Source organism: Bradyrhizobium japonicum USDA 6, assembly GCF_000284375.1.
Classification (GTDB): Bacteria; Pseudomonadota; Alphaproteobacteria; order Rhizobiales; family Xanthobacteraceae; genus Bradyrhizobium; species Bradyrhizobium japonicum.
Genome location: NC_017249.1, coordinates 6,057,750 through 6,075,435, shown reverse-complemented (window position 1 = coordinate 6,075,435; position 17,686 = coordinate 6,057,750). Strand labels below are relative to the sequence as shown.

Sequence of the window (17,686 nt, the reverse complement as noted above, 5' to 3'; positions counted from 1 at the left end):
AAGCGGAGCGGGCGGATGGATCGTCTCAAGTTGAAGGCCGTGCTCGGAAGTCACCCCCATGTCCAGGCGGTGAAGAGCGGCGAGCTCCGCTCCGACCTCTTCGACCTCGATTTCATCGCGTACACGCCGACCAACACGGCGTTCAAGCCGATGGTGCGCGAGCAGGCTTTCGACGTCTGCGAAATGGCCATCGTCACCTATCTGATGGCGAAGGCGCATGGCAAGCCGCTGGTGCTGCTGCCTGCCACCATGCTCGGGCGCTTCCAGCATTCCTACGCGCTCTACAACCCTGCAAGGGGAGTGCTCGGGCCGTCCGATCTCGAAGGCAAGCGCGTCGGCATCCGCTCGTTCACGACGACGACGGGCGCTTGGATCAGGGGCATTCTCGCCAACGATTACGGCGTCGATCTCGACAAGATCCGCTGGGTCACCTTCGAGGATCCGCACGTTGCCGAATATGTCGACACCACCGAGCGCGCGCCGAAGGACAAGAAGATCCTGCAGATGCTGCTCGAAGGCGAGCTCGATGCCGTTCTCGGCGAGACCTCTGATCATCCCACATTGAAGCCGCTATTCCCCGATCCGGCCGCGGAAGCGGCCAAATGGTACACCCGTCGTAGCGTCGTCCCGGTCAATCATCTCGTGGTCGTGACCGAGCAGCTCGCGAAATCGCGCTCCGACGTCGTCACAGGCGTTTACGATCTGCTTAAGCGGAACAAGGCGCAGGCGGGACCTGCGGGGACGCCCGACCTCGTTCCGTTCGGGATCGAGGCGAGCAGAAGACCGTTGGAGCTGATCGTCGACTACGCATTCCAGCAAGCGCTGATCCCGCGCCGCTATGCGGTCGAGGAGCTGTTCGACGAGACGACGCGAGGATTGAATTGATGGCAGGTGACCCCAAGCGCTGGCAGATCGGGCTCGTCGGCTACGGCGAGGTCGGCAGGATCCTGGCTGAAGATTTGCGGCAGCAGGACCTCAAGGTCGCGGCGTATGACATCAAGCTCGGTGGGGACCAGGGCGCTCCCCTGAAGGAGCATGCGGCGAAATTCGGCGTGACGCCGGCGGTGTCTCACGCCGAGCTGACCGCGAAATCCGATTTTATCATTTCCGCGGTCACGGCGAGCCAGGCCGTGCCTGTTGCAAAAGCCTGCGCTGGTGCAATCAACCAGGGCACCTGGTTCCTCGATTTCAATTCGGCGTCTCCCGGCGCCAAGCAGCGCGCCGCTGCGCTGATCGAAGGCGCTGACGGACGCTATGTCGAGGGCGCCGTGATGACCTCGGTGCCGCCTTATCGCATCAAGGTGCCGCTGCTGCTCGGCGGCCCCGGCGCGAGGGAGCTGGAGCCGCTGCTGAATGCAATCGGGTTCGCGGCCAAGGTTGCGAGTGACAAGCTCGGCGTGTCGTCGGCCGTGAAAATGTGCCGCAGCATCATGATCAAGGGCCTGGAGGCCATGGTCATCGAGAGCTTCACCACCGCGCGCGCCTATGGCGTCGAGGATGCGGTGCTGGCTTCGCTCGCGGAGACGTTTCCGGCGATCGACTGGGAGAAGCAGGGCGCATATTTCTTCCAGCGCGTGATCGAGCACGGCCGTCGCCGCGCCGAAGAGGTGCGGGAGGTCGCCGAGACCGTCCGCGAGGCCGGGCTGACGCCATGGTCGGCGCAGGGCACCGCCGAGCGCCAGGCCTGGGTCGCCGATCTCGCTGATGAAGGCCTGTTCGGCATCAAGGGGACGAAGGAATTTGCCCGCAGCGCCGATTGGCGCACCGAGGCGGATCGCATTCTGGCGAAGATCAAGCGCTGAGATCCAGCGCGCGTTCAGCTCAAGCCTCTGCTGCCGTCGCGTAGTCCGAGAGTTCGTCGCGCGCGAGCTCGATCAGGCTGATCAGGCTCGTGGCTTCGCGGACGACTTCCGCGGTGCGCTCGGTGCGGAACTCGGTGAGAATCGTGCGAATGCATTTGTCAGCGGTATCGAGCGTCAACAGCGCGCGGGCCATGTCGTCCTGCGTGTGGATTGCCGATATGTCGATGCCCGACAGGACTTCGCCGATGCCGGTCAGTCGCTTGATGGCCATCTCGGCGGGCGTCTTGGCCCGAATGGAATGGTAATCGATGCTGCTGAATGCGCTGAACATTCCAGACTTCCCCAGAGAAACGCAGATGTCAGTGCGGGTCTTAGTATGATCTCCTTGGCCCGTCGTGCAATGCGCGCATTTACGGTCAGGGATTCTACCGGATTCGGGGGTGAGGAAAGCTAGCGGTATAATCGAACGGAAAAGACCCGATCATTAGCCGCGCTTCCCGACAATCTTACCGTCGCATGCGACGAGCTTGCCTTCCTTGTACACGGAGCGCCCTTGCGGCACTCCGACAACGGCTTCAGGAATATGCTCGGCATTCAGTGTCACGAAGTCGGCCTTGGCGCCGACGCGGAGGCCATAGCCTTCGAGCCGCAGCGCTCTTGCGCCTGATACGGTGACGACATCGAACGCGATACGCAGCTCTTCATCGATGTTGAAGCCCGAGCGATAGCCGAGCGTTGTGGCCCGGCGCAGCATGTCGCCGTCGCCATAGGGCCACCAGGAATCGCGGATGTTGTCGTTGCCGCTGAAGACGGTGACGCCGGCATTGCGCAGCGCCAGGATCGGCGGGAAGGGCCGGGCGCCAGGCGCATTGGTCATGATCGCGACGCCGGAGCGGGCGAGGGTGTCGGCGATCTTCTTGAGCTGGTCCATGGAGATATCGCCGAGCCCGTAAGCATGGCTGACGGCAACGCGTCCCTCCATGCCGAGCGCGCGGGTGCGCGCTGCGATCTGCTCGATTTCGAACGCGCTCAGCGTGCCCATGTCATGCAGATGGATGTCGACGTCGACGCCGTGCTTGCCGGCCACGCCGAACACGACGTCGAGATGCTTCTCGATGTCGCGATCGAAGCTTGCGGGATCGAGCCCGCCGACGAGATCGGCGCCGAGCCCGATGGCCTCGTCCAGCAATTGCGGCGTGCCCGGGCTCATCAGGATGCCGCTCTGGGGGAAGGCGACGAGCTGGATGTCGATCAGGCCGCGATATTCCTCGCGCACGCGTAAAATCGTCTCGAGCGATTTCAGGCCGACCGAGCCGTCGACCATGACGTGGCTGCGCATCTGCGTGGTGCCGTGGCCGATGCAGAGGTCGAGCTGGTTGCGCGCGCGCACGTCCATCGGCGCTGATACGGCCATGTTCTGGGCCTGGAAGGCGACGCGCTCATGCACGTCGAACCCGTTGGTGCATGGCTTGTGCGGACGCCAGGCGTCGCCATAGAAGCTGGTGTCGAGATGGATGTGGCCTTCGACGAAGCCGGGAACGACGAGGACGTTGCCGAGGTCGATGGTCTCGTTCGCGGTGGGACGCTCATCGACGGACGTGATCGCGGCGATGCGGCCGTCGGCGACGGCGATGTGATGCCGGGCTCCGCCGTCGAAGCGCGCGTTCAGGAAGATCGTGTCGAAGGCCATCCGGCTGCTCCGTTGGTCGATTGTGATGATCATCGCGCAAGCTGCGGGTAGGGCGCAAGGCGCGGAAAGTCGGTCAGCCCGGCCCGAACAAGGTGGGCCGCTGCCGCTCAAACGTCTGCCGGCCAGCCTTGAAGCCCATCACGATGTCCGGCAACTCGGCGATGGCGAAGCGGCTGTCCTGGGTATCGAGCACGACGAGGTCTGCGGGGTTGCCGACCTTGATGCCGTAATCGCCAAGGTTCATCAGCCGCGCCGGCAACTCGGTCACGAGATCGAGACAGGTATCGAACTCGCTGACCGAGGCGTGCGCGACGTTGGCGTAGAAATTTGCCATCCGCAGCAGCGAGGCGTCGCCAAACGGCGTGAACGGGTTGAGCACGTTGTTGGTGGCGACCGAGCACAGCACGCCTTCGCCGGCGAGCTTGTGCGCAAGCGTCAGCCCGCGCGGCACGTTGTGGGTGGCTTCGCGGCCCATCAGATAGAGATCGGTTGCGGGCAGCACGGTGACGGCAACGCCTGATCTCGCCAGTTGCGCGGTGGCCGCCTTCATCCGATCGGGCGGCAGCGCCGAGAGTTTTGTTGCATGACCGATCGCCACGCGTCCCCCGTAGCTGCGCCGCTCGGTCTGCCGGCAGACCTCGTCGAGGTGCCACCAGGAGGGGTCGAGGTCGAAATCGAGATGGAGGTCGACGTCGACGTCGAATTCCTGCGCGAGATCAAAGATGCGCTCGAGGTGCGCGTTCGGGTCGGTGTCCATGTAGGGACAGCCGCCGATCGCATCGCCGCCGTCGCGCAGCGCCTGCACCAGCAGCTCTTCGCTGCCGGGATCGTTGGTCAGGCCTTCCTGCGGGAAGACACAGAGCGACAGGTCGATGGCCCAGGCATAGTCGCGCTTCAGCGACTTGACCGCCTCGAAGCCGCGCAGGCCGATCCGCGGGTCGATCTCGACATGGGTCCGCATACGCGTCGTGCCGTGCACGATGGCGCGTTCGAGCACTTTTGCGCCGCGCGCGTAGACGTCATCGACCGTAAAGTCCTTCTTCATCCCGGCCACGGCGCGGATCGCGTCCGAGACGCTGCCGTGATCGTGCCCGCAGCGGCCGAGCAGGCAGGCCTTGTCGAGGTGGATGTGGGTGTCGACGAACCCGGGCAGGGCGAGGCGCCCGCCGACGTCGACCTCGACAGTCTCGCAGGCAAGTCGCGGCTCGATCGCGGCGATGCGGCCGCCCTTCACGCCGATATCGACGGGTGCGGCGGATGATCGCAACAGCGTGTTGCGGAAGATCAGGTCGAAGGCGGGTTGGGCGGTCATGGCGTCGGATTCAGCTGTGGTAGCCTAGCGGAAGCTTTGGAAGCTGGCAGCTCCAGATTGTGTGCAGTTATGCCACCAAATTGTTCAAAAAATGTGCATGCACTTTACGGCGTGAATTGTAGAATGCCGGCACCTCGGAGAGCCCGCCATGTCCGCCCCCGCAAAAGCCCAACGCCCGATGACCGACGCCGAGATCGTGGAGGCCTATCTCACGGCGTCGATGATACCCGATCCCGATGCGGCTGCGGCCTATATGAAGCCGGGCACGGTGATCACGTTTACCGGTGGGCGCGAGTTCGATCATCCGCGCGGCCCGACCGGCTTCAATGCGAACCGCTATCGCTGGGTCAAGAAGAAGATGGACCGGTTCGACGTCTGTCCGGGCACGGACGAGACCATCGTCTACAGCGTCGGCGCGCTCTATGGCGAGTGGATGGACGGCACGCCGTTCGAGGGCAACCGCTATGTCGATCGCTTCGTCGTGCGGGGTGGGCAGATCGTGAAGATGGACGTCTGGAACGACAGCGCCGAGCGCATCCTCGTCCAGCGCGGGATCGAAGCCTAACCTCTTCGCGCGACCTTGGGCAGCTTGACGACGCGGTCGCTCGTCACTTCGTCCGCATAAGGCGCGAGAATATCGAGCAGGTCGCGGCCACGTTGTGGGGTGGGGGCCACCAATGCACGATTGGCCACGGAATCGAGATGATGATGCATCAATTCCATCACCTTGACCTCGTCGCCCTTGGCGAGCGATGCGATGATGGCGCGGTGCTCGTTGATCGCGCATTCGGTTGAGTGCGGTCGGCTGTAGAGCGATAGCGTCAGGCAGCAACGATAGGCGACCTCGCTGACATAGCGCACCAGGATCGGGCTGTTCGTCATGTGCGCGAGCAGGATGTGGAATTCGGTGGCGAGCCGGATCGAAACTGCGTCTGTGCCGCCGCGTGCGCGGTCCTCGGCGTCAACATGGGCATTCAACTCGGCGATCTGGCTCTTGCTCAGCTTGCCCGCGAGCTGGCGGACGACAAGCCCCTCGAGCTGGATGCGGATGTCGAAGGCATCGCGCGCCTCCTGCCAGCTCGGCGTCGCCACCACCGCGATCCGGTTGCGGCGGAGCTCGACGAGGCCTTCAGCAGCAAGCTGCCCCAGCGCATGGCGCGCAATGGTGCGGCTTACGCCGAAACGTTCGCCCAGCGCATCCTCGGGCAGCTTTGCACCGGGCTCCAGCGCCTGCTCGATGATCGCGCGCCTGAGTGCGCGGCAGATCACGCCGACCTTGTCAGATGATTCAGAGGTCTTGCTGGTGGTGCGCGCCGCCATCGGCGAATCCTTAAGGGGAGGGTCGAAACCTCTCTTTAGCACAAGGTTGCTCCGATCCGGCGCTCCAATTGCATGCAGTTTGGCGTCCTGATTGCCTAAATCGAATCCGGCCATCCGACGAGGTGTTTGGCCAAATCATTGATTCTGCGGGACCGATCGATTGGCACTCAGCTTGCATACACTTTGGCTGTGATGCGCATGCAACCCAACGCCCAATTTGACGGCCAGCCTGTTCCCGAAGGCTCCGGCCCTGTCGCCATCGAGCTGTCCGAGGCCTCCGTGACCTTCGGGCGCGGCGACCGCGCCGTGCCCGCTCTGTCGAAGACGACGTTGCGGATCGCCGACGGCGAGTTTGTCGCACTGGTCGGCCCGTCCGGATGCGGCAAATCGACCATTTTGCGCCTCGTCTCTGGCCTGGTGCAGCCGACCAGCGGCGTCGTCATCGTCGGCGGCCGCGAGGTCGCGGCACGGGCGCTGCGGGTCGGCATGGCGTTCCAGAACCCGACCATGCTGCCGTGGATGACGATCGAGCGGAACATCATGTTGCCGCTGAAGATCGTCGAGCCGTTCCGTTCGAACTTCCGCAAGCTGCGCAAGACCGAGTTTCGCGACAAGGCCAATGCGCTGCTGGAGCAGGTCGGTCTCAGGGGATTTGGCAGTCACTATCCCTGGCAGCTATCCGGCGGCATGCTCCAACGCGCCAATCTCTGCCGTGCGCTGATCCATGAGCCGCGCATGCTGCTGCTGGATGAGCCGTTCGGCGCGCTCGACCAGTTCACCCGCGAGGAGCTGTGGGCGATCCTCCAGAACCTCTGGATGACGCACAAGCCGACGGTGCTGCTGGTGACGCACGATTTGCGCGAGGCCGGTTTCCTGGCGAGCCGCATCTGCGTGATGAGCGCGCGTCCGGGCCGCATCCTCGACGACAGCCGTGTGGAGTTCGCGCGGCCGCGCACCGTCGCCATGACGTTCGAGCCGGATTTCGTCGCGCTGAACCAGAAGCTGCGCGCCTTCATCGAGGATGCGCGCAGTGCAGCCCGACAGAGGACAGGCTGATGTTCGGGATCGATGTCAGGCAGAAGGCATGGTCGGCGGGACTGATCGTGCTGTTCTTCGTCGCCTGGGAGTTGTTCTGCCTGATGACGGGCATGTCCGACCTGGTGCTGCCGCGGCCGTCGCAGGTTTTTGTCACGCTGTTCCAGCGCTTTCCGGTGCTGTGGCCGCACATCGTGCAGACGCTCGCGACCACCATGTTCGGCTTCGTCCTCGGCGTTGCGTTGGGTGTCGCCCTCGGCGCCATCATCGGCGTCTCCAGGACGGCCTATGACACCTGCTATCCGCTGCTGATCGGCTTCTCCTCGATCCCCAAGGTCGCGGTGGTGCCGATCTTCGTGCTGTGGTTCGGCTCCGGCACGGTGCCGGCGGTGCTGACCGCGCTGTCGATCTGCTTCTTCCCGATTGTCGTCAATATCGCGACGGGCCTTGCGACCACCGAGCCCGAGCTCGAAGACGTGTTGAAGGCGCTCGGCGCCAGCAAGTTCGACATCCTCTGGAACGTCGGCCTGCCCCGCACCATGCCGTTCTTCTTCGCCTCGCTGAAGGTCGCGATCTCCTATGCCTTCGTCGGTGCGGTGCTGTCGGAGACGGTCGCCTCCAACCGCGGCATCGGCAACGTCATGATGACCGCGTCCTCGAATTTCAACGTGCCGCTGGTGTTCGCCGGCCTGTTCGTGCTCGCCGGCCTCGGTGTCGCGCTCTATGCCGTGTTCTCGCTGATTGAAGGCCGTGTCACCGGCTGGGCCACGCGCAAGAACGACGTGATCGCCACCTGAATTTCTGAACCGTCACGCAACGAAGCCTGAGGAGGTCTGGATGTTGAGAAAAGTAACTGTCGCGCTGCTGGGATTGGCCCTGTCCGCGGGCGCCGCCGTGGCCGAGGACACCACGATCAAGTTCACGCTGGGCTGGAAGACGCAAGGCAGCGATGCCGCATTCTTCTATGCCAAGGACAACGGCTATTTCAAAGAGGAAGGCCTCAACGTCGTCATCGATCAGGGCGAGGGCTCCGGCGCCACTGTCACGCGCGTGATGTCGGGGGCCTATGACGCCGGCTTCGGCGACGTCAACGCCATCATCCAGAACGCCTCGACCAAGCCGCAGGAGGCGCCCGTCATGGTCTACATGATGTGGAACCAGCCGCCGTTCGCGATCGTCGCCAAGAAGACCAGCGGCATCAACACCATCAAGGATTTTGAAGGCCACACGCTGGGCGGCGCGCAGGGCACGCCGACGACGCGGCTGTTGCCGGTGTTCACCCGCAAGAACGGGCTCGACGGCGAGAAGATCAAGATCTCCAACATGGCGCCGAACCTGCAGGAGCCGATGTTGATCAAGGGCGACATCGACGCGGCGCTCGTGTTCAACATCACCAGCTATTTCAACCTGGTGCTCAACCGCCAGGACCCGGACAAGGATTTCAAATGGTTCTCGTTCGGTGAGTACGGCCTCGACCTCTATTCCAACGGCGTGATGGTCTCGAAGAAGCTGATCGCGTCGAACCCGAAGGCGGTGGCCGGCCTCGTGCGCGCCATCAACAAGGGCGCGATCGCGGTGGCCAAGGATCAGAACGCCGGCATGAAGGCCGCGCTGAACTACGACAATTTGATCGACGTCGCCGTCGAGAAGCGCCGGCTGCAATACTCCTTCGACAAGCTGATCGTCTCGCCGGAGATGAAGGAGATCGGCATCGGCGACATCAAGGACGACCGCATGACGCGCGCCATCGGCATCGTGGTCGAGGGCTATCAGCTCGCCCGCGCGCCGACACCGGCAGAGGTGTTCTCGCGCGAGTTCCTGCCGCCGCGTGCGGAGCGCGAGCTGGTGTATACTGCCAACTGATCTTCACAGATCTTTGGAGAGACCGTCATGGCCACGGGGATTGCGGCAACCGGCCTGTTCCGTGGCCCTGATCTCGGTGTGACCGACAATGTCGTGCTGCGGCACGACAACGGTATCATCACCGACATTCTTGAAGGAGCGGGGCCTGCTGGCGGGCCTCGCTCCTTCGTCATTCCTGCCTTCGTCAACGCCCATGACCACGCGCGCGCGACCGCGTCGTCCTTCGGGGCGGTCGGCATGCCCCTCGAAGGCTGGATCCTGCGCACCGCGCTCGGTTCGCCCATCGATCCCTATCTGACCGCGGCCTCCGCACTGGCACGTTCCGCCAGGGCTGGTTGCGCGGCGATGATGGTGCACTACACCCGCCCAAGCGGGACGATGCCATTGCTCGATGAAGCCAAGGCGATTGCGAGGGCGGCATCCGATGTCGGCATCCGCGTGGCATTTGCCCTCGCGGTGCGGGACCAGAATCCGATCGTTTATGGCGATGCCGAGCCGATTCTCTCCGGCCTCCCCAGTGACGACCGCCAAACCATCGAAGACCTCTTTGTCCGCGCGCCGATGTCTCCGAAGGCCTATATCGAGCTGACCAATGCGATTGCCGCGGCCATCGCAAGCCCGATGGTCGACGTGCAGCTTGGACCCGCCGGCGTGCAATGGTGCTCGAAGCCGCTGCTGGAGGCGGTGGCGGAGAACTCCGCCCAGACGGGGCGCCGCATTCACATGCATCTGCTGGAGACCGTGTACCAGCGCGCCTGGGCCGACCGGAATTTTCCGGATATGGTGCGCTGGCTGCGCGAGATCGGCTTCCTCTCGGAACGGCTGACGCTGGCGCACTGCATCCACGCCCGTCCCGATGAGCTGGAGATGATCGCGGCCTCCGGCGCGCGCATCGTCACCAATTTCAGCTCGAACATGCATTTGCGCTCGGGGCTCGCCCCGATCGCCGCCGCACACAAATGCGGCTGCACCATCGCGGTCGGCGTCGACGGGTTGGCGCTGGACGAGGACGACGACATCCTGCGCGAGATGCGGCTGGTGCAGATGGCCCATGGCGGCCTCGGCTTCAGGGCTACATGGACGCCGGCCGAGCTGTTCGCGCTTGCTGTCCGCAACGGGCGTCGTGCCACCGGCGCGCCCGGGAGCGGCGAGCTCGTCGCAGGCAATCCCGCCGATTTCGTCGTGATCGACCTCGACCGGCTGGACCGAGATCAGATCATGCCCGTTGACCCCATGGCGCTTCTGTTCGCGCGGGGCAATGCGTCGCTGGTGAAGGAGGTCGTCGTCGCCGGCAAGACGATCGCGAAGGACGGGGCCTGCATGGGCGTTGACCTGCCGGCCATCGAGCAGGAATTGCGGGCAACGTACCGCGCCAATGTCGGCAAGCTCTCGAATTTCCAGCGCGTTTGGCCGCCGCTGTCGGAGCGGGTCTCCGGCTGGTTCGAGCAGCAGCTCACCTGCGAATAAATGGGACACGATCAAAGAACGCCCGCCTGACGACCAGGCGGGCGCTCCGAAAGGCTCGAATGCAGTCGTTACTGCAATGCCTTGAGCTTGGCGCTCTTGCCGTCGACCACCTCGAAAACGACATAGCGAGGCTGCATCTGGCCGTTCGGCAGGAACTGGACGTCGCCGAACACGGTGCCCTTGACGGGCTTGCCGCGGATCGCCTCTGCCACGGTCTTGCGATCTAGCGACTTGGTCTGTTCGACCGCCTGCGCCCACACCTGCACGGCGGCGGCGCCGAGCGCGGCGCTCTTGTCCGGATCAACGCCGTAGGCCTTCTTGTAGGCGGCGACGAACGCTACGCTCTCCGGCTGCGTCGTGAACGGCGGCAGATCGGGGAAAAAGATGTCGGCCGATATCACGCCGTTGTTGGCGTCGCCGGCGACCTTGTACACGGTGCTCAGCATGATGCCGACGGCGCCGACGAAGGTGGATTTTATGCCAGCCTGGCGATACTGGTCGACCAGCGCGGGAAGGCCTGAGGAATTCGACGAACTAGTGACGATGACGGCGTCTGGATTGGCACCCTTGATATTGGTCAGCTGGACGCGGAAATCGGTGTCCTTGAACGCAAACTTTTCGGTCATGATGACTTCGCCCGAAAAGTTCAACTTCTTGAATTCGGCCTCGACGGCGGTCTGAAAGCCGTTGCCATAGACGTCGTTCTGGGTGAGAAACGCGATTTTCTTCGCCTTCATCGTCTGAGCGACGTATTTTGCGATGACTTCCGCATCGAAGCCGTTCGAGCTGTTGATGCGCATCGCGTAAGGGTTCGTCTCGCCGCTGAGGATCAGATCTGACTTCGAGACCGCGGTGAAGTCGAGAATGTTGCCGCGGGCGAGAATCGGCTGCATCGCCAACGTGACCGGTGAGTTCCAGCCTTCGATGACGATGTCCGCCTTCTCTGCAACCATCTCGTTGGCGCGGCTGACGCCGACCGCGGGCGTGCTCTCGTCATCCTTGGAGATCACCGTCAGCTTGCGGCCGAGCAGGCCGCCCTTGTCGTTGATCTGTTGGACCATCAGCTTGACGGCGTTGGTCACGGTCTGGCCATCAGGGCCGGCGCCGCCGCTGAGTGGAAAGATGGTGCCGACCTTGATGTCCTGCGCCACGGCAGGCACGGATGCGAGACCCAATATTAGCGCGAGAGCCAGTTTCGTCTTGTGCATGCGCTTCCTCCCAATGCGTTCTACGTCTTCTTGGTGATACGGCGGTAGAGGCCCACGAGCCCGGCGGGCCAGAAGATCAGGACGAGCGCCAGCACCGATCCCAACACGATCTTGTTCCAGTCGCCGCCGAGCGACAGCAAGTTCTGCTGGACAATCAGGAGGGCGGTGCCGATCAAGGGGCCGAGCAGGATACGGCGCCCGACCAGCACGATCGCGGTGAGCATCATGACGAGGAAGTAGGACTCGAACATGTCGGGGCCGACATAGGCGCGCTGATAGGCGTAAAGCCAGCCGGCAAGCCCGGTGATCGGTGCCGAGATCACGAACACGGCGAGCCTGATCCGGCGCGGATCGACGCCGAGGCTTGCGGCCAGCGCGGGGTTCATCTGTACCATCAGCGCGGTGGTACCCAGCCGCGAGCGGCGGAAGCGCGCGATGAAGGCGAGGGTGAGCAGCAGCAGCGCGAAGGCGATCGGCCAGAGATCTTCCTGCATCGCGCCGGAGAAGTTGGTCACGAGCAATGGGAGCTTCAGCGGCGGAATGCCGACGATGCCGTCGGAGCCACCGACGGCGTCCCAGTTGAACGCGATCTCGTACGCGACCACGGCGGCCGCATAGGTCACGAGGGAGAACACGAACTCGCGGGTCCGCAAGGTGACGGCGCCGAGGAAGGCCGCGGCCGTGAGGCACAGCGCGATCGTTGCGGCCGCCGTCGCCCAGCCGTTCAGGCCGTATTTGACCGAGAGGTTCGCGGCCGCATAGCCGCCGATGGCCCAGAACACGGTGTGGCCGAGGCTGACCTCGCCGAGATAGGACAGCACGATGTCGGCGCCGTAGCACATCACCGCGAAGATCGCGATCGTGGTCAGCGTGGAATAGGCGACTGAGGTACCGCCGAGCAGGCGCGGCAGGACGAAGCCGATCACGACGAAGGCCGCGACTGCGGCGAGGCGCAGGAATGGGATCGAGGCGGGTTGCGGGGATTCGATCGCGGTCATTTGGTTGCAAGCCCCGCGGGACGGATCACGAGCAGCGCCAGCAACAGCGCAAAGGCCGCTGCCGTCGTATAGGCCGGCGCGACGAACGCGCCGAAGAACGCGGTGAACAGGCCGAGCCCGAGCCCGGCTGCGAGCGCGCCGCCGATCGAGCCGATGCCGCCGAGCACGACCACGACAAAGGTCATGATGACCTCGTTGAAACCCATGCTGGTCAGGATCGGCGAGCGGGGCCCCACCAGCGCCGCCCCAGCGCGACCGCGGAGCATTCGAACACGAAGACGCCGAGATAGACGAACTTTGCGTTGATCCCGAACAGCTCTGCGAGCTTCGGGTCCTCGGCGACGGCGCGGATGACCGAGCCGAAGCGGGTTCGCTGGGTGAACAGCCAGATTGCGCCATAAAGAAGAAGGGTGACGACCAGCACCAGCACGTCCTGCCAGGTGAACCAGAGCGGACCGATGTCGATCTTGGCGCGCGCCAATGTTCCGGGCAGCGTCTGCGGATTGCCGCCGAAGATCAGCGCACTGCCGCCCTGCAGGACGTAGCCGAGGCCGAGCGTCACGATCATCAGGCTGGTGAGGTTCTGCGTCATGACCAGACGCATCATCGCGCTCTGCATCAGGAGGCCGATGACGCCGAGCACGATGATCGCCGCCAGAATGGCGAGCGGGTAGGGCAGGCCAAGTTTGGTGATGGCGTACCAGGTGACGAAGGCGCCGAGCATGTAGAGCTGGCCATGGGCGAAATTCACCAGTCGTGCGACGCCGAGCAAAATGGTCCAGCCCAGCGCGATGCAGGCATAACCGGAGCCAAGCACGATGCCGTTGATGATCTGCTGCGCGATATTCATGCCGGCGTTCCATCGGCGATGGTGCCGAGATAGGCCTCGATGATGCGATGGTCCGCGGCCATGACGTCGGCAGGACCCTCGCCGACGATCTTGCCGCGTTCGAGCAGGTAGAGGTGGTCGACCACCTTCAGCGCCGCCTTGACGTTCTGCTCGACCAGCAGCACCGGCAGGCCGCGATCGACCAGCAGGCGGATGCGGGAGAGCAGGTCCGTGATCAGCCGGGGCGCGAGGCCCGCGGAAGGCTCGTCCAGCATCAGCACGCGCGGGCCGGCGAGCAAGGCGCGCCCGACCGCGAGCATCTGCCGCTCGCCGCCGGAGAGCGCTGCGCCCTTGTGCGAGCGCCGCTCGGCGAGGCGCGGGAAGAACTCGAAAACCTCGGGGATGGTGAAGAGATGCCGGCCGGTCGTGTCCGCAGGCGGCCGCACCAGTGCCAGGTTCTCGTCGACGGTCAGCTCCGCAAAGATGTTCTTGCCTTCCGGCACCAGCGTAAGGCCGCGCGCCACCCGCTCGTGCGCGGCGAGTTTCTCGATACTGCGTCCTTCGAGCTGGACGCTGCCGGTGACCACGGCGCGGCCACGGGACCAGCCGGCGAGCGCATTGACCAGCGTGGTCTTGCCGGCGCCGTTGGCGCCGACGAGGCCGACCATTCGCCCCGCGGGCACGGCGATATTGACGTCTGACACCGCGACATTGCCTGCGTAGCGGACCGAGAGACCGTCGCTCTGGAGTACGCCGCTCATTCGTCGCGTCCCAGATAGGCTTCGCGCACGCGGGGATCGCGCTGGATGTCAACAGGCGTTCCCGTCGCCAGCATCGCACCCTGGTCGATCATGACGATGCGATCGGCAATCGACATGATGAGGTCCATGTGGTGCTCGATGACGACGAGGGCGAGGTTACGCTTGCGCAGGCCAATCAGGACGTCGGCGAGCTTCTTCATGTCGCCGCCGCTGAGGCCGGCCGCGGGTTCATCGAGCAGGAGCACCTTTGCGCCGTTGCCATAGGCGAGTGCGACCGAGAGCAGGCGCTGCACGCCGTAGGGAATGTCCCCGGGAAGCTGGTCGTGGTACTGCCGGGCGATGCCGAAGAAGTCGAGCAGTTGTGCGGCCGCAAGTTCGGCTGCGCGGCGCGTCGTGGCCTCGCGCCAGGGCGCGAACAGGGATGTGGCGAGATCGGTCGAGAAATCGCGGAAGATGGCCGAGACCGCGTTCTGCAGGACGGTCAGCTCGCCGAAGAACGAGTTCTGTTGAAAGGTGCGGCGCAGGCCGCGGCCGGCGAGGTCGAACGTCCGGAGCGCCGAGACGTCGGCCTTGTCGAGGAATGTGCGGCCGCGATGGGTGACGGCATTCGTGACGGCGGCGAAGCAGCTGCTTTTTCCCGCGCCGTTGGGGCCGATGATGCCGAGGATCTCGTCGTTATGGACTGACCAGCTTACGTCGCGCAGGGCGACGAGCGCGCCATACTGCACGGTCAGCCCTTCGACCCGCAGCACCTCGCTCGCGCCGCGACGCGTTTCCCCGGAACTTGCCACCCGGCCGTCCATCCCTTGTTGTCCCGGCCGCGCTGACGGCAACCGGTCCTTTTTGGCGAGGCAGCGCACGGCAATCGATGCGGGATCAAATCGCACCGGAGGCGGCCTCGCGAGAGGCAAGGTATTGCGCGCCAACTCTGAAAACTTGTGCTGACTGGTTGTCAGACCAGAGACGCCTGCACGTAGCGCGCTCAACCCTGACGGCGCCGCACGGTATTTTCTCCCGCTGTGGTACATACAAAACCGCAATAGCTGATAGACGGAACCTCGTCTGGCGATCATTCGGGCTGTGGGCTATGAACCCCGGAGTTGCGCCGCGGCGCAGCCCATGACCCCCTTTAGGAGCCCTGCGATGCGTCTTCCCACAATTATCCTGGCCGTCACATGTCTTGCGGGCGCAGCTTCAGCCGAGGACCTGTCGGGCACGCTCCAGAAGGTCAAGGAGACCAAGAAGATCACGCTGGGCTATCAGGAGGCCTCGGTCCCCTTCAGCTATCTCGACGGCAACCAGAAGCCGATCGGCTTTGCGATGGATATCTGCCTCAAGATCGTGGATGCCGTGAAGAAGCAGCTCGGCATGCCCGACATCGCCGTCGACACGCTCGCCGTGACGTCGTCGAACCGGATTCCGCTGATGGTCAACGGCACCCTCGATCTGCACTGCTCGGCGACAACAAACAACGCCGACCGCCAGAAGCAGGTCGCCTTCACCAATACGCATTTCCTCAGCGCAACCCGGTTTGCGGCCAAGAAAGCCGCGAAGATCAACACGATCGACGATCTCAAGGGCAAGGCCGTCACGGCGGTGGCAGGCTCGGTCAATCTGAATCAGCTTGCCAAGGTCAACACCGAGCGAAATCTCGGCATCAGAATAATGCCGGCCGTGGATCAAGCCGAAGCGTTCCTGCTGCTGGAAACCGACCGCGCTCAGGCTTACGCGCTCGACGACGTCCAGCTTGCGGTCGCGATTGCGCGCTCGAAGGAGCCGGCGCTGTTCATGATCAGCGAAGAGACGTTCTCGAAGGCCGAGCCCTTCGGGATCATGCTGCGGCGGGAGGATGCGCCGTTCAAGGCGCTCGCCGATCGCGCGACCGCCGAGCTCTACGCGAGCCCGGAGATCGAGGTGCTCTACAAGCGCTGGCTGGAATCGCCGACCCCGCCGAACGGCCTCAACTACAATGTCCCGATGTCGGCCGCCCTGCGCAACGCCTTCAAGAAGCCGAGCTCGAGCTTCGATCCCGACGTCTACGTGGTGAACTGAGGCGAGGCCGCTAGCGCGCCCGCGGCGTGTCGAGGAGCTGGCCCGCCAGCGCCGCGCCGATCACCGCGATCGCGGCCATGGCGAGCGCCCAGGTCGCGAACAGTCGATGACCGATCAGCGCGCCGCTCAGGAGCGGTGCGCTGATATTCGCGCCCGACATCAGGGACTGGTTGAGGCCCATGATCATGCCCTGGCGGTTGATCGCGGTCGACCGCGACAACTCCGCCGTGAGCGTGCTGCGGGCGAACATGGTGCCGACGATGATCAGCGTCAGCTCGACCGCGAGCAGGCCGATGCCGTTGCCGGCCGCCGATCCTGCAAATCCAAGCCCTTCAAATCCAAGCCCTGCGAATCCAAGGCCCATGCAGGCGAACGCCGCCATCACGATGACCCGGTCGGAGGCGACCAGGTTCGCGCGGCTGATCAAAAGACCCTGAACCACCATGTTGATGAAGCCGGCATAGGCGAACATCCAGCCGAGCTCGCGCGCGCCGAAGGGATGTCCGTCCCAGGAGAACCGCGCCGACAGGAACAGGCCGATCTGCGACAGGAACATCGAGTTGACGAAGAAGAACACGATGAGCAGGCCGAGCAGCCGCCAGGCGTAGCGCATGCCGAGCAGGCTGCGGGGCAATGTCGGCTCGGGTACGCGATGCTGGTAGAGCGGCTCGGACGCCGGGTGATCAGGCGGGAGCAGGGCGATCGTCGCAACGATGCTGATCAGCGAGAGGGCGGCCGCGGCCCACACCGGCGCAGTCTGGCCGTAATGCACGAGGAAGCTCGACAGAGCAGGGCCGAGCAGCAGCCCGGTCCCGATCGCGCCACTGGTCATGCCGAGTGCCTGCTTGCGTGTTGCCGGCGCGCTGTGCTCGGCAGCATAGGCGTGAGCGACCGAGATGTTGCCTGAGGTCAGGCCGTCGATGATGCGTGCCAGGAACACCAGCGTCAGGTTGCCCGCCAATGCGAGCAGGATGAAGCCGATGAAAGTTCCGATCTGGCTGACGACCAGAACCTTCCGCCGTCCGAACCGATCCGAGAGCATGCCGACCACAGGGCCGGCAACGAGCTGACAGACGGCATAGGCCGAGATCAGCGCGCCGAGCAGGAACGGCGTTGCACCGAGCCGCTGCGAGTAGAACGGCAGCAACGGCAGGATGATTCCCATGCCCGTGGCGTCCACAGCGACGACCACGAAGGTCGGGACCAGCGTCAGCGTGCTCTCGCCCGCCATCGTCTCCCTTGCCTCGGTCGCGGAACCCGGTCCCATCCAGCGCTGTCCTCGTTCGCATTTGCGTGATCGATTGCGATACGCCGGATTATATAGTTGCAGGCTAATAGTTCGCGTCCTA

At 64.3% G+C, this 17,686-nt stretch carries 19 protein-coding genes; 8 read left to right on the top strand and 11 right to left on the bottom strand.

All coding sequences use genetic code 11. From position 1 onward, the window contains the following. Positions 1–15: 15 nt before the first annotated feature. Positions 16–885 (top strand): substrate-binding domain-containing protein, encoded by an 870-nt coding sequence (locus BJ6T_RS28880; protein WP_014496078.1) that lies wholly within the window; start codon positions 16–18, stop codon positions 883–885. Continuing rightward, a complete protein-coding gene (locus BJ6T_RS28875) occupies positions 885–1,802 on the top strand; it encodes a DUF1932 domain-containing protein (RefSeq protein WP_014496077.1) in 918 nt (305 codons plus the stop codon). Before BJ6T_RS28880 ends, BJ6T_RS28875 begins: the two co-directional genes overlap by 1 nt. A gap of 19 nt (positions 1,803–1,821) precedes the next feature. On the opposite strand, the gene BJ6T_RS28870 is transcribed toward BJ6T_RS28875, so the two are convergent. The 3 genes from BJ6T_RS28870 to BJ6T_RS28860 all read right to left on the bottom strand — a co-directional run bounded on the left by BJ6T_RS28870 (position 1,822) and on the right by BJ6T_RS28860 (position 4,804). Beyond that, complete coding sequence (locus tag BJ6T_RS28870; RefSeq protein ID WP_014496076.1) at positions 1,822–2,133, bottom strand: hypothetical protein; 312 nt, start codon at positions 2,131–2,133, stop codon at positions 1,822–1,824. A gap of 153 nt (positions 2,134–2,286) precedes the next feature. Beyond that, complete coding sequence (locus BJ6T_RS28865) at positions 2,287–3,492, bottom strand: amidohydrolase family protein (RefSeq protein WP_014496075.1); 1,206 nt, start codon at positions 3,490–3,492, stop codon at positions 2,287–2,289. Positions 3,493–3,565: 73 nt separating this feature from the next. Continuing rightward, positions 3,566–4,804 carry an amidohydrolase family protein gene (locus BJ6T_RS28860; RefSeq protein WP_014496074.1) on the bottom strand — a complete coding sequence of 413 codons (1,239 nt, stop codon included), beginning with the start codon at positions 4,802–4,804 and terminating at the stop codon, positions 3,566–3,568. 148 nt (positions 4,805–4,952) lie between these two features. Between BJ6T_RS28860 and BJ6T_RS28855 the strand changes: the two genes are divergently transcribed. Then, the gene (locus BJ6T_RS28855; RefSeq protein ID WP_014496073.1) at positions 4,953–5,369 is read left to right on the top strand and encodes a nuclear transport factor 2-like protein; all 417 of its coding nucleotides are present in this window, start codon (positions 4,953–4,955) and stop codon (positions 5,367–5,369) included. Here BJ6T_RS28855 and BJ6T_RS28850 read toward each other — a convergent pair. Beyond that, positions 5,366–6,124 carry a GntR family transcriptional regulator gene (locus BJ6T_RS28850; protein ID WP_014496072.1) on the bottom strand — a complete coding sequence of 253 codons (759 nt, stop codon included), beginning with the start codon at positions 6,122–6,124 and terminating at the stop codon, positions 5,366–5,368. The genes BJ6T_RS28855 and BJ6T_RS28850 overlap by 4 nt on opposite strands. A gap of 198 nt (positions 6,125–6,322) precedes the next feature. On the opposite strand from BJ6T_RS28850, the gene BJ6T_RS28845 reads away from it, so the two are divergent. From BJ6T_RS28845 to BJ6T_RS28830, 4 genes are read left to right on the top strand one after another with little or no spacing between them, the layout of a single operon-like run. Next, a complete protein-coding gene (locus tag BJ6T_RS28845) occupies positions 6,323–7,180 on the top strand; it encodes an ABC transporter ATP-binding protein (RefSeq protein WP_039229456.1) in 858 nt (285 codons plus the stop codon). Continuing rightward, complete coding sequence (locus BJ6T_RS28840) at positions 7,180–7,956, top strand: ABC transporter permease (protein WP_014496070.1); 777 nt, start codon at positions 7,180–7,182, stop codon at positions 7,954–7,956. Before BJ6T_RS28845 ends, BJ6T_RS28840 begins: the two co-directional genes overlap by 1 nt. 40 nt (positions 7,957–7,996) lie before the next feature. Continuing rightward, a complete protein-coding gene (locus BJ6T_RS28835) occupies positions 7,997–9,022 on the top strand; it encodes an ABC transporter substrate-binding protein (RefSeq protein WP_014496069.1) in 1,026 nt (341 codons plus the stop codon). 27 nt (positions 9,023–9,049) lie between these two features. Further along, the gene (locus tag BJ6T_RS28830) at positions 9,050–10,489 is read left to right on the top strand and encodes an amidohydrolase family protein (protein WP_014496068.1); all 1,440 of its coding nucleotides are present in this window, start codon (positions 9,050–9,052) and stop codon (positions 10,487–10,489) included. 68 nt (positions 10,490–10,557) lie between these two features. On the opposite strand, the gene BJ6T_RS28825 is transcribed toward BJ6T_RS28830, so the two are convergent. The 6 genes from BJ6T_RS28825 to BJ6T_RS28805 are packed head-to-tail and all read right to left on the bottom strand — an operon-like array spanning position 10,558 to position 15,358. Continuing rightward, the gene (locus tag BJ6T_RS28825) at positions 10,558–11,697 is read right to left on the bottom strand and encodes an ABC transporter substrate-binding protein (RefSeq protein ID WP_014496067.1); all 1,140 of its coding nucleotides are present in this window, start codon (positions 11,695–11,697) and stop codon (positions 10,558–10,560) included. Between the two features lie 20 nt (positions 11,698–11,717). Beyond that, entirely contained in the window at positions 11,718–12,695 is a 978-nt protein-coding gene (locus tag BJ6T_RS28820; RefSeq protein ID WP_014496066.1) for a branched-chain amino acid ABC transporter permease, read from the bottom strand. Beyond that, positions 12,692–12,931, bottom strand: a complete 240-nt coding sequence (locus tag BJ6T_RS47990) for an ABC transporter permease (RefSeq protein ID WP_197538863.1) — start codon at positions 12,929–12,931, stop codon at positions 12,692–12,694. The genes BJ6T_RS28820 and BJ6T_RS47990 overlap by 4 nt, the downstream gene beginning before the upstream one ends. Next, complete coding sequence (locus BJ6T_RS28815; RefSeq protein WP_014496064.1) at positions 12,907–13,545, bottom strand: branched-chain amino acid ABC transporter permease; 639 nt, start codon at positions 13,543–13,545, stop codon at positions 12,907–12,909. Before BJ6T_RS28815 ends, BJ6T_RS47990 begins: the two co-directional genes overlap by 25 nt. Further along, entirely contained in the window at positions 13,542–14,285 is a 744-nt protein-coding gene (locus tag BJ6T_RS28810; RefSeq protein ID WP_014496063.1) for an ABC transporter ATP-binding protein, read from the bottom strand. Before BJ6T_RS28810 ends, BJ6T_RS28815 begins: the two co-directional genes overlap by 4 nt. Continuing rightward, complete coding sequence (locus BJ6T_RS28805) at positions 14,282–15,358, bottom strand: ABC transporter ATP-binding protein (RefSeq protein ID WP_240537918.1); 1,077 nt, start codon at positions 15,356–15,358, stop codon at positions 14,282–14,284. Before BJ6T_RS28805 ends, BJ6T_RS28810 begins: the two co-directional genes overlap by 4 nt. 70 nt (positions 15,359–15,428) lie before the next feature. On the opposite strand from BJ6T_RS28805, the gene BJ6T_RS28800 reads away from it, so the two are divergent. Further along, positions 15,429–16,337: an amino acid ABC transporter substrate-binding protein gene (locus tag BJ6T_RS28800; protein WP_014496061.1), complete on the top strand. Its 909-nt coding sequence runs from the start codon at positions 15,429–15,431 to the stop codon at positions 16,335–16,337. Positions 16,338–16,347: 10 nt separating this feature from the next. Here BJ6T_RS28800 and BJ6T_RS28795 read toward each other — a convergent pair whose 3' ends face one another. Continuing rightward, positions 16,348–17,604 carry an MFS transporter gene (locus tag BJ6T_RS28795; RefSeq protein ID WP_014496060.1) on the bottom strand — a complete coding sequence of 419 codons (1,257 nt, stop codon included), beginning with the start codon at positions 17,602–17,604 and terminating at the stop codon, positions 16,348–16,350. Positions 17,605–17,686 lie beyond the last annotated feature (82 nt).